Below are 10,570 nucleotides of genomic sequence, written 5' to 3' on the forward strand. Positions count from 1 at the left end.
CCACCCGCCGAGCGCCCGCGCCAGCACGGACGGCACACCGCGCACCGCCCCCTGCTCCAGCGCGGCCCGCGTGAGCTGGTGGTGGGCGCGCAGGGCGCGTTGCAGCGTGGCCTGCCGCTCCTCGGCGATCCGGCCGGCGACGGCCTGCGAGATCGCGACGAACGGCGTCTCGTACGGGATCTCGAGCACGCAGATCGACGCGGCGTCCGCGGCCTCCCGCAGCTCGGCGGGCACCTCGTCGAACGCCACTCCGACGGCCAGCCCGATACCGGCGGCGTCGATCGCGACGAGCCTGCGGGTGAGATCGGCGAGCTCCCCCGGCGCCCGATGCCCCGCGGCGGTGGTGAGCAGCAACGCGCCGGCGTCCAGCCAGGGTGTGGGGTCGCCGACCTCGCTGGAGTGGACCCAGCTGATCCCGCGGTCCAGACCCGCCTCCCCGGCCACCACCCGCAGCTCCAGGTCGACGCGCGCGGCGAGCCGGCGAACCGTCAAGGGCATGGGGCATCCGATCCTTCCGTGTCCGGTGCGCCCCGCGCGGCGGCCACGCCCGGGTCCCTGGATGCTATGCGACCTGACCAGCGGCGTCCCGCGACGCCGGTGGATCGGACGTTCTAGACTCCGCGGATGAGCAGCGGTCTCCTCCGTCTCACCGTTCTGGGTTCCGCGTCGCCGTACCCGAGTGTGGACAACCCGTGTTCCGGCTACCTGCTGTCCAGCGGCGACACTCGGGTGTGGGTGGATGCGGGCACCGGGACGCTGGCCCAGCTGCGACGACACGTCCGGCTGGACGAGCTGGACGCGATCTGGATCTCGCACCTGCACGCCGATCACACCGCGGACCTGCTCACCGCCTACTACGGCGCCCTCTTCGCCGACGTCCGGCTCGATGCCCCGATCCCGCTGTACGGCCCGCCGGGCGTGGCCGACCGGCTGGCTCACTTCCTCACGAACACCTCGACCCGCAGTCCCGTCGAATCCGCCTTCGCCGTCGATGAGCTCTACGACCGGCACCGGGTGCGCGTCGGCACGCTCACGCTGACCAGCCGGGCGGTGGCGCACGGCATGCCCGCCTTCGCCCTGCGCGCCGAGGCCGCGGGCCGGTCGCTGGTCTACTCCGGAGACACCGCGCCCTGTCCCCAGCTGACGGAACTGGCCGAGGAGTGCGACGCGCTGCTGTGCGAGGCCGACAGCGCACAGGCACCGAGCGATGAGGAACAGGTCCACCACACGCCGGAAGACGCCGGAGACACCGCCGGCTCGGCCCGGGCGGGACGACTGATCGTCACGCATGTCGGGCCTTTCCTCACCCCGCGGCAGGCGGTCGACCGTGCGGCGACTCGGTTCGACGGCCCCATCGACCATGCCGCGCCCGGCGCCACCTTCTCGATCGGCGCCGCCGCCTCGGAAGGTTCGATGGGGCGCGAAGCCCGTTGACACGGCGGCCGTGGGCGCGAGAAGGTCCCGCCGATGAAGATCCCCGACCTGACACCCTTCGAGCGCAAGGTAGGGAATGCGTTCCCACGCGGCCGAGACGTCGGGTTCTCCGACGGTGAGGCCGGGCAGGGCCGGTCGTGGGGTCCCGAGCGCTCCGTACGCGCCGAGGTCATCCGGCGGCTCCTCGTCGGCGGCCGGCCCGCCGATGGGGAGATCGCGTCACTGCGCCTGACGGGCGTGCGCATCACCGGCCGGCTGGATCTCAAGCACGCGACGGTCCCCCACGCCGTCCGGTTCTTCAACTGCCACTTCGACCACACCCCGAACCTGTACGCGACGCGGATCCGCCAGCTCAACCTCAGCCGGTGCCACCTGCCCGGCCTGGACGCCGCCACCATCCGCGTCGACGGCGTCCTGCGGATCACCGGCAGCCGCATTCCCGGCGTGGTACGGCTCGGCGGGGCGAGGATCTCCGGAGCGTTCTTCCTCGACAACGCCGACCTGGGCGAGGAACGCTCCGGTGACGCTGAACCGATCCTGCAGCTCAACCATGCCGGCATCGACGACGACGTCTGGGCGCCCGGGCTGCGGACCCGCGGACAGATCCGGCTGGCCGGCGCGACGGTCACCGGCGCGGTGAACCTGGACAACGCCGAGCTGAGCGAGCCGGGTCGCACGGTCATCGACGCGGAGAACCTGACCGTCGGATCCAACCTGAGCGCCTGGCGACTCCACGCCAAGGGCACCGTCAACCTGCGCGCAGCCAAGATCCCCGGACAGGTCAACCTCGGCGAGGCCCGTCTGTTCAACCCCCGCGGCGTCGCGTTGCGCGCCAGCAGCTGCGCGATCGGCGAACTCTGGCTCGGTGACGCCGCACCCATCAGCGGATCGGTCAACCTGCGCGGCTCCCAGATCGGCCTCATCCACGCCGCGCCCGAGGTCTGGCCGGCCCACGTCGAACTCGACGGGCTCACCTACATCTCACTCCAACCCCGGCTTCCCGCCCTCCGACGGCTGGAGGTACTCGAACGCGACGACTACGTACCCCACGCCTACGAACAACTCGCCGCCACCTACCGACGCGTCGGCGACGACGCTCAAGCCCGCGCCGTTCAACTCGCCAGGCAACGCCGCCACCGCACCACACTGGCCTGGTACGCCAAACTCTGGGGCCACATCCAGGACACCACCGTCGGCTACGGCTACCGCCCCACCCGCGCCATGACGTGGCTCCTCGGACTCCTCCTGCTCGGAACCCTCGTCTACGGCCTCCACCACCCGCACCCCGTCGAGCCCGGCAAAGCCCCCGACTTCAACGCCCTCGTCTACACACTCGACCTCCTCCTACCGATCATCGACTTCGGCCAGGAGAAGGCCTTCAACCCCCACGGCGGCTACCAGTGGCTCGCCTACCTCCTCATCGCCGCAGGCTGGATCCTCGCCACCACCGTCATCACCGGCATCACCCGAGCCCTCAGCCGACAGTGAGCCGAGGCCGCCGTACACAGGCTTCGTGGGCACTACCGCAGTTGGTCGCGGCGGCGGATCAGGTAGGCGGTCTCGGCGGTGTTGCCCGCCAGCTCGATGGCCTTGTCGTACGCCGCGCGCGCCCGCTTGCCCTGGCCCAGCCGGCGTAGCAGGTCGGCGCGGGTCGCGTGGTAGGCGTGATAGCCGGCCAGCGTGTCCTCGAGACGGTCGACGGCCGCCAGTGCCACCTCCGGGCCATCGAGTTCGGCGACCGCGATGGCCCGGTTGAGGGCGATGATCGGCGAGGGGTCGAGGCGGACGAGCTGGTCGTAGAGGGCGAGGATCTGCGACCAGTCCGTGTCGCGCATGTCACGGACGGAGGTGTGCACGGCGTTGATCGCCGCGAGAATCTGGTAACGGCCCGGAGCCACCCCGGCGGCGAGCCGCTCGCGCACCAGCCGATGGCCCTCGGCGATCAGCGCCGTGTCCCAGGCCCCGCGGTCCTGCTCGTCGAGAGCGACCAGTTCGCCGCCGGCCGAGACCCGGGCGGTGCGGCGGGCCTCGATGAGGAGCATCAGCGCCAGCAGCCCGGCCACCTCACCGTCCTGCGGCAGGAGGGCACGGATCAGGCGAGTGAGCCGGATCGCCTCGGCGGTCAGGTCGTGACGTACGGGATCGGTGTCGGGGCCGGTCGCCAGGTAGCCCTCGTTGAAGACGAGGAAGAGGACGGCGAGTACGCCGGAGACGCGCGCCGGCAGATCGTCCGCGGCGGGCACCCGATAGGGGATGCGAGCGGCCTTGATCTTGGCCTTCGCGCGGGTGATCCGCTGCCCCATCGCGGCCTCCCGCACCAGGAAGGCGCGGGCGATCTCGGGCACCGTCAGGCCGCCGACCATGCGCAGCGTCAGCGCCACGCGGGCCTCCATCGCGAGCGCCGGGTGGCAGCAGGTGAAGACCAGCCGGAGCCGATCGTCGTCGATGGCGCCGGCGGGCTCGGGCGGGTCGTCGTCGCCGTACACCAGCCGAGCCTCCTTGTGCTTGTCGTCGCGCTTGTTCTCGCGGCGGATCCGGTCGATGGCCTTACGGCCCGCGGTGGTGGTCAGCCAGGCGCCGGGGTTGGGCGGTACGCCCTCGGCCGGCCACCGCTCGACGGCGGTCGCGAAGGCCTCCGCCGCCGCCTCCTCGGCGATGTCGAGATCACCGAAACGCCTGGTCAGGGCGGCGACCACCCGGGCCCACTCCTCATGGTGGACCCGGGTGACCGCCTCGCGGACGTCGGCGTCGCTCACTGGAACGGCCGTACCTCGATCTTTCGATCGCAGATCTTCGACGCCTCGGCGGCGAGCTTGAGCGCCACATCCAGATCGGGGGCCTCCCACACCCAGAGGCCGGCGAGGTACTCCTTCGACTCCACGAAAGGCCCGTCGCTGAACACCGCCTGCTCACCCCGGTTGTCGATGACCGTGGCCGCGTCGGTGTCCGCGAGCCCGCCCGCGAAGACCCAGTGGCCCTCGGCGATCAGTCGTTCGTTGAACACGCTGATGGCCGGCTGCCTGTCCGTACTGCCGGGATTGCTCTTGTCGTCGATCACGGAAACCAGATACTGCATCGGAAGCTCATCTCCTGTGGTGTCGCCGCGGTTCGGTTGGTCAGAGACTTGGTGCATGGTGCGGGCGCCCGGCCGGCCGGTAGACCTGGGTCGTCACGCCCTTGGAGTCGGCTCGCGACTCGACCAGGTCGAGCGCAAGATCCGGACCCGCGTCGGGGAACAGCCGCGCCCCCTGACCGACGATCACCGGGACGGTGATCAGAGTCATCTCGTCGACCAGATCGTTGTCCAGCAGCCACCTGGTCAGGATGCCACTGCCGTGCACCTGCAGTTCACCCCCGGGCTTGGCCTTCAGCTCTCGTACGGCGGTCACGAGGTCACCGGACAGGACGGTGGTGTTCGACCACGCCGGATCGGTGAGCGTGGTCGACGCCACGTACTTGGGCCGTGTGTTCAACGCTTCCACGACGGACTCCCAGCCGGGAGCGTCCTGGACCGTCAGGGTCCCCCAGGAGCCGGCGAACAGTTCGTAGGTCCGCCGCCCGAGCAGGAACGCGTCGGCGCGCTGGTAGGTCTGGTCGATGAACGCGTGGGTCTCGTCGTCGCCCTTCCCCAGGGCCCATCCGCCGCGCTCGAATCCGTTCCTGCGGTCCTCATCCGACGCGGCGCCGTTACCCTGCATCACGCCATCGATGGTGACCTGAGTCATGGTCGTCAGCTTCATGATCACGGTTCCTCCGCCGTGGCGCCGCCCCTTGTGGGCGGCCTCACCCCTGCTACGAACACCCCCGCCCCGATCCGACACCGCCCCCTGAATTTCTCCAAAGAACTCTCCGGGACGCGCCCGTCGGCACGACACTCTCCCGGCGACGGCGCAGCCGTCGGACGGCCCGGCGGCGACGCCGCAGCTCTGCCGCTCCATGCTTCCGGCCGATTTCGGCGCCCAACGTGCGCAGAAGAGGTCGGACACCGTCGCGCGATCGTCCGGCCGAGCCCGAGCGTCGGCGAGTCTCTGTACCGAATACGTCGGCGCACGCTGGTCCCAGATCTGCGTCGCCGCGCATCGGTCGGCAGACCAAGATCACGCTGCACGAGTAGTACGCAGCCGACGCGACGGCCGAGTCCGTGGGCCATACGATCCTGATCGTTCCTACGCCGGGAGTGCCAGTGGATGCCGTCGATTGGTCACGGATCACGGACTCGCGCGCCTACTCTTCGGAGCTCGCCCGGGCCGCGGTGGACGCGCTACGCCGCCCTCGATCGGCCGAGCACGCCGCCAGGGCGGTGGCGGATCTACGGTATGCGGTCAGCAACGACCACGCGGGAACGCTGTATCCGGCAGCGGTGCCGGCAACGACGCTGTTCTTGAAAGTGATCGCCGACCTGCCGGGCCCGGCACGCGGGGAAGCCCTCGACGCACTGCTGGACTGGTGGGGTCGCTTCGTGGCCGATCCAGAGTGCGAGACCTACGACGATCCCGAGCGGGGCCCCGTAGACGTCCGCGAGGGCATCGCGGAAAGAATACGGATGGCGACAGGCATGCTACGAAGAGTGGCAGAGGACCCCTCCGCCGGCGGCCATCACCGCCCAGCCGCGAAAGAACTCCTACGGAACATCGAAACCGGCTGGGACCACACCGGCATCTGACCTCAACCGCCGGCACACACCGGCCACGACCAGGGACCTATTCAAGGCGCCTCCGCGTCATGCTCCAGTGCCCCGAACCGGGCCACGCTCCGGCAAACACTGTCCGGCAGCCGGATCAGACCCAGGCTCGCCACACGCTCGCTCGCGCTGCCCGCGGGCGTAGCTACTCGGCAAAGAATTCGCCACCTTTGCCGACAAAAAGCGAGCGAGCTGCGGCGACGTGGCATCGACACCGAGGCAGGCCCCCTCGAAAGCCATTTCCGGACAGACCAAGGCGGTCCAGGCGGTCGACCTCTCGACGTGATCGAGAATGCCTGGGACGGTGAGTTCACCGATGGCACGAAGAGCGAGATCGAGGCGGCATTCAAGGATCCCGGCGTCAGAGGTGTCGTCTACATCGTCTGGCACGGGAACACGGGCGCTCACGTCTTCACCGTGGAGAACGTTGGCGGCAAGGTCCGCTTCGTGGACGGACGACCGACGCCTCCAGTGATGAACGCCTCCCACTACTTCAATATCGGGGACCGCGCGGCCTACCTACGACTAGACGACCTACAGACGCCAGATCCCAGCAGGACAAACCCCTACTAGGGATTGATCACGAATCTCACGATTGGACGAGACATATGGCAGTCACGTACGAAGAGGCATTCGACACCATCCGCGAATTCTTCGAGCCGGGATGGGACCACGGCACATTCTGCATCGACGATCGAACCATAACCGAAACCGACGAGGTGTATGTCTTCGCTGTCGGCGCCCGGGAATTCCTGGTCGACGGCGATAGTTCCTACGAGGCCATCGGCGGTTCCTCAGTTGTCTACAAGGAGGACGGCCGCGTGGGGTCGTTGCCGTCGGTCGTCGTCGCCACAGACCCGACCGTACGATCGAGGCCGAACCCTCACCCGACGCTGAAACCATGATCTTCTGGCCGAGCCCGGCAGCGATCATTCGTCTGAACTACTCGTCCCTTCCCGTGGACTACTTCGAGGAGGCCTCGGCCGTCGAGTTCGCGAGTGCCGGGCGGATCGTGTTTCGGAATGCCCCGAACTGGTCGGTGAGGTGACCTTCGCCAGGTAGTTGGGACCCTGGTGGATACTCGCCGGCTTCGATGGCCGCGATGCGCCGGCAGCGGGAATTCTTATCCGCCTGCCGAGCCGTACGGAGAACGCGGCCGACTCCGGACGCCGTGTCCACCAGGGGCCCCTCGGCCTCAAGTTCCCGACACAGCCCATGAGGGCTCCAGCCGGGCAGCCCGAGTTCTCCGACGATCGGCACACCGCGGCCGGACAGTGACAGGGTCCTCACCGCCGGGCGGCGCCGGCTCCCGGACGGTCGGGTCCGGGTCGACGACGTACAGATGCGTCCACCGAGGCCGGATGTCCAGCCGGACCGACAACCGCCCTTCACCGACCGCGTGGCGGATGGCGTTGGTGACGAGACGCCAGGACCACGTCGTCCACGTGATCGGCGTCGATCTTGGCGACTTCCGCGAGGACGTTTACTACGCATCGGCAAGCGACCTTCACCGGTTCACGGACTCAACCGGCAGTGGCTGCCAGAGCCGATGTCGACCGAAGAGACCGATCCGACTTGCCGCCCGCGCAGCCGGCGTCCGTCCTCCGGCCTCAGCCAGGAGAGGGGCAGGGCGGTAAGGATCAATCCCACCAGAACTGCCAGATGGGCGAGTCGATGAGTCCTTCGGCGTAGGCGGTGAGAGTCCCGCGGCAGCACCGGGATCTCCGCTCCCTTGGAGACGTCCGAGCGCAAGGGAGCCGAGAAGCCGGATGAAGATCAGATAGACGAGTCGCGACGTCACTGACCCGTATCCCGTCGCTCCCAGGCCGTCTCCGCACGCCGATCGAGAAGCTCCAGATTATACCCGGTGGCCCAATCCTGGGCGCCCACGTGCGCACGAAGTCCCGTCAACGAGACACTCGTGAATGTCCAGGCTTGACATGATCTGACATCACCAATATTCATAGATCACCGCATGAAATGAGGTGAGACACATGATGGAAAAGTCCGCCAAGACGAACGAGACGCCGATCTGGTTCCCGTTCTGACCTACGAGATCAAGGTCGGCATCTGACAGTTGCTCGAACGCCGACAGCCAATGAGGTGACGATGTGGTTCTCGTCACCTCATTGGACATTTGCGCTGCAGCCAATGATCCACTTCGCTAAATATTCGGGACACAGAGATAAATTGTAAATCACGCGAGGTTCCGCCGACCGGAAGTGGCGTTGACCTGGAAATAAGGAACCGATGAACGAACCGATCGCCCTGCCGTACGGAGACCCGTCATTCGTCGCCGACCCGTTTCCGTTCTACCGGCGGTTGCGGGAGGAAGGGCCGGTGCGTCGGGTCATGACGGGGACCGGGCACGAGTCCTGGATGATCAGCCGGTACGACGATGTGGTCGCGGCCATGTCGGACTCTCGACTGAGCTGCGACTTCCGCGACTCCGCGGACCCGCGCCTGCTGACGGAGCTGTCGTCCGACCAGGGCGGGTTGGCGCGCAGCATGCTCCGGGTGAATCCGCCTGACCACACCCGGCTCCGTCGCCTCGTCTCCAAAGCGTTCACCGCTCGTCGCACGGCGGAGCTGGCTCCGCGTATCCAGCAGGTCACCGATCAACTGCTCGACGCCGTCATGCCGGCAGGCCGCGTCGACCTGGTCGGAGACTTCGCACTGCCGCTCACGGTCGTTGTGATCAGCGAGTTGCTCGGCGTACCGGAGGGCGACCGCGACGGCTTCCAGGAGTGGACCGACACCATGCTCGTCCCTCGGTCCGCCGACCAGACGGACCTCCGGCGGATGGAGGAAGCCGGGCTGCGGATGCGCACGTACCTGGAAAGCCTGCTGGCGGCCCGGCAGGCCCACCCCGGCGATGACCTCCTGAGCGCACTCATCGCGGCCCGTGACGAGGATCAGCGCTTGGACCAGGAGGAACTCCTCGCCAACGTGTTCCTGCTGCTGGTGGCCGGACACATCAGTACGGTCGACATGATCGGCACCAGCATCCTCGGGCTGCTCACCCATCCCGATCAGCTGAAGCTGCTCCGCGATGATCCGGAGCTGCTGCCGGGCGCGATCGAAGAATTCCTCCGCCACGACGGACCGTCTTCTCCAGGCGTCGCCCGCTTCGCCACCGAGGACATTGACATCGGCGGCGTGACCATCCCCCGTGGCGCGACCGTCATGGTCGCCATCGCCATCGCCGGCCGCGACCCGGCGCGGTTCCCCGAGCCCGACCGGATCGACATCACTCGCCCCAACAACGCCCATCTCGCCTTCGGACACGGTCTGCATTACTGCATCGGAGCTCCATTGGCCCGGCTGGAGGGCCGGATCGCGATCAGCACGGTGCTCCGCCGACTGCCCGACCTCTCGCTCGCGGTGCCATTCGACGAACTGCGGTGGCCGGCAGCCAGCCTGCGGGGCCCGATTCAGCTTCCCGTCACGTTCGACCCGAGCTAAACCCTCGACGCGAACGCGGGCGGAGCACCCGTACGACACGCAGCCAAGCCGTCACGACGATGGCAGGCTCTCCATCTGCGACGCCGGCGCTCACAGCCGACACCGACGGACCATGTTGTTACCCGTGTGTGCGAGGCTGACCGGCCAAACGCTGCCGCTGTGACCCCGCAGCCAGCTCAGCATCGCCTCCTGGCACAGGAACGATCCGGTCCACCCCAGGAGCCCGATGACGACGTCGTGGAACTTGATGTAGCCGAGGAACGTCAGCAGGATCGGCGGCGGCCGACTTGGACGTGGCTCATCAGCCGGCCCGACCAACCGCGCCGCGATAAAGCGGGCCCGCCACCGGTTCACCTTCGAGGCAGCGATCCCGAGCCGGCTGGTCACCTGCTTGTTCGTGGCACCATCCGCACACGCCAACACGATCCGCGCTCGCTCCATCGAGCGTCGATCCGCCGATCCGCCGATCCGCCCAGCGCACGGGCACGGCCCGCTCCTCGTCGGACAGCACGATCTCCACCTCGAAGTCCTTTCGCTGCCGGGCTTCCTCGGCGGACATCCCGGCGCGGCGGTACATCGCCAGAGAACCGATAACGATCGTCTCCGCGTCATGGCCTGGTGCCTCAAACCGGGGCACGGTCTGGCGAACACTGTCCGGCAGCCGGTCAGACCCAGCTCGACACATGCTCGCTCGTACTGCTCACGGGTGCAGCTACTCGGCCCGTAGGCGTTCGTGCCGCGAAGAGCGTCATCGACACACTTCTTGGCCGCCCAGACGTTGAGGTACGTCAGGCGCGCCAGATGGGCCATCTCCGGGCTCGTCTCGCTGACACGCGGGACCTCGCGCTCTGAGCTCCTCGGCTGGAACCGGCCTTGGTCGTTCTGGATGATCTCGACGTCGTTGGGGAGCTCGCTCTAGTACTACATAGCTAGATCATGTTGGGGATTTCGCTTCGTGAGTGTTCGGGGCATGCCACCTTGGTGGCATGC

The 10,570-nt window shown here is 68.1% G+C and carries 13 protein-coding genes; 6 read left to right on the top strand and 7 right to left on the bottom strand.

Annotation, left to right across the window (positions count from 1 at the left end):
* Positions 1–498 (bottom strand): PucR family transcriptional regulator ligand-binding domain-containing protein (locus ACFFNX_RS30835; RefSeq protein ID WP_378209387.1); only part of this gene is annotated, 498 nt, incomplete at its 3' end.
* Between the two features lie 126 nt (positions 499–624).
* Between ACFFNX_RS30835 and ACFFNX_RS30840 the strand changes: the two genes are divergently transcribed.
* Together ACFFNX_RS30840 and ACFFNX_RS30845 are read left to right on the top strand one after the other, a co-directional pair.
* Complete coding sequence (locus tag ACFFNX_RS30840; RefSeq protein ID WP_378209388.1) at positions 625–1,434, top strand: MBL fold metallo-hydrolase; 810 nt, start codon at positions 625–627, stop codon at positions 1,432–1,434.
* A 33-nt stretch (positions 1,435–1,467) separates the two neighbouring features.
* A complete protein-coding gene (locus ACFFNX_RS30845; protein ID WP_378209389.1) occupies positions 1,468–2,922 on the top strand; it encodes a hypothetical protein in 1,455 nt (484 codons plus the stop codon).
* A gap of 32 nt (positions 2,923–2,954) precedes the next feature.
* Here ACFFNX_RS30845 and ACFFNX_RS30850 read toward each other — a convergent pair whose 3' ends face one another.
* Genes ACFFNX_RS30850 through ACFFNX_RS30860 form a run of 3 tightly spaced genes read right to left on the bottom strand, consistent with a single transcriptional unit; the run spans position 2,955 to position 5,174 of the window.
* Entirely contained in the window at positions 2,955–4,190 is a 1,236-nt protein-coding gene (locus ACFFNX_RS30850; RefSeq protein WP_378209390.1) for an RNA polymerase sigma factor, read from the bottom strand.
* Positions 4,187–4,510, bottom strand: a complete 324-nt coding sequence (locus ACFFNX_RS30855) for a YciI family protein (protein WP_378209391.1) — start codon at positions 4,508–4,510, stop codon at positions 4,187–4,189. The genes ACFFNX_RS30850 and ACFFNX_RS30855 overlap by 4 nt, the downstream gene beginning before the upstream one ends.
* A gap of 40 nt (positions 4,511–4,550) precedes the next feature.
* A complete protein-coding gene (locus ACFFNX_RS30860; RefSeq protein ID WP_378209392.1) occupies positions 4,551–5,174 on the bottom strand; it encodes a dihydrofolate reductase family protein in 624 nt (207 codons plus the stop codon).
* A gap of 443 nt (positions 5,175–5,617) precedes the next feature.
* Here ACFFNX_RS30860 and ACFFNX_RS30865 point away from each other — a divergent pair, with 443 nt between their 5' ends.
* From ACFFNX_RS30865 to ACFFNX_RS30875, 3 genes are all read left to right on the top strand, one after another.
* Complete coding sequence (locus tag ACFFNX_RS30865) at positions 5,618–6,097, top strand: hypothetical protein (protein WP_378209393.1); 480 nt, start codon at positions 5,618–5,620, stop codon at positions 6,095–6,097.
* 300 nt (positions 6,098–6,397) lie between these two features.
* Positions 6,398–6,688, top strand: coding sequence for a hypothetical protein (locus ACFFNX_RS30870; protein ID WP_378209394.1), 291 nt, complete (start codon positions 6,398–6,400; stop codon positions 6,686–6,688).
* A gap of 35 nt (positions 6,689–6,723) precedes the next feature.
* Positions 6,724–7,020 (top strand): hypothetical protein, encoded by a 297-nt coding sequence (locus ACFFNX_RS30875; RefSeq protein WP_378209395.1) that lies wholly within the window; start codon positions 6,724–6,726, stop codon positions 7,018–7,020.
* A 58-nt stretch (positions 7,021–7,078) separates the two neighbouring features.
* On the opposite strand, the gene ACFFNX_RS30880 is transcribed toward ACFFNX_RS30875, so the two are convergent.
* Complete coding sequence (locus tag ACFFNX_RS30880; RefSeq protein ID WP_378209396.1) at positions 7,079–7,609, bottom strand: GntR family transcriptional regulator; 531 nt, start codon at positions 7,607–7,609, stop codon at positions 7,079–7,081.
* A 756-nt stretch (positions 7,610–8,365) separates the two neighbouring features.
* Here ACFFNX_RS30880 and ACFFNX_RS30885 point away from each other — a divergent pair.
* On the top strand, positions 8,366–9,580 hold the full coding sequence (locus ACFFNX_RS30885; protein ID WP_378209397.1) for a cytochrome P450 family protein: 1,215 nt from the start codon (positions 8,366–8,368) through the stop codon (positions 9,578–9,580).
* 90 nt (positions 9,581–9,670) lie between these two features.
* Here the strand turns inward: ACFFNX_RS30885 and ACFFNX_RS30890 are convergent, their stop codons facing one another.
* Together ACFFNX_RS30890 and ACFFNX_RS30895 are read right to left on the bottom strand one after the other, a co-directional pair.
* A complete protein-coding gene (locus ACFFNX_RS30890) occupies positions 9,671–10,000 on the bottom strand; it encodes a hypothetical protein (RefSeq protein ID WP_378209398.1) in 330 nt (109 codons plus the stop codon).
* Positions 9,882–10,217 (bottom strand): hypothetical protein, encoded by a 336-nt coding sequence (locus tag ACFFNX_RS30895; protein ID WP_378209399.1) that lies wholly within the window; start codon positions 10,215–10,217, stop codon positions 9,882–9,884. Before ACFFNX_RS30895 ends, ACFFNX_RS30890 begins: the two co-directional genes overlap by 119 nt.
* Positions 10,218–10,570: the final 353 nt, after the last annotated feature.

This window comes from Actinoallomurus acaciae (assembly GCF_042429965.1).
GTDB classification, from domain to species: Bacteria; Actinomycetota; Actinomycetes; order Streptosporangiales; family Streptosporangiaceae; genus Actinoallomurus; species Actinoallomurus acaciae.

What these genes read in the sequence shown, in the direction of transcription:
- ACFFNX_RS30860 (WP_378209392.1), bottom strand. Translation starts at nt 5,174, where the DNA reads ATGAAGCTGACGACCATGACTCAGGTCACCATCGATGGCGTGATGCAG.
- ACFFNX_RS30840 (WP_378209388.1), top strand. Translation starts at nt 625, where the DNA reads ATGAGCAGCGGTCTCCTCCGTCTCACCGTTCTGGGTTCCGCGTCGCCG.
- ACFFNX_RS30855 (WP_378209391.1), bottom strand. Translation starts at nt 4,510, where the DNA reads ATGCAGTATCTGGTTTCCGTGATCGACGACAAGAGCAATCCCGGCAGT.
- ACFFNX_RS30875 (WP_378209395.1), top strand. Translation starts at nt 6,724, where the DNA reads ATGGCAGTCACGTACGAAGAGGCATTCGACACCATCCGCGAATTCTTC.
- ACFFNX_RS30885 (WP_378209397.1), top strand. Translation starts at nt 8,366, where the DNA reads ATGAACGAACCGATCGCCCTGCCGTACGGAGACCCGTCATTCGTCGCC.
- ACFFNX_RS30845 (WP_378209389.1), top strand. Translation starts at nt 1,468, where the DNA reads ATGAAGATCCCCGACCTGACACCCTTCGAGCGCAAGGTAGGGAATGCG.
- ACFFNX_RS30880 (WP_378209396.1), bottom strand. Translation starts at nt 7,609, where the DNA reads ATGCGTAGTAAACGTCCTCGCGGAAGTCGCCAAGATCGACGCCGATCA.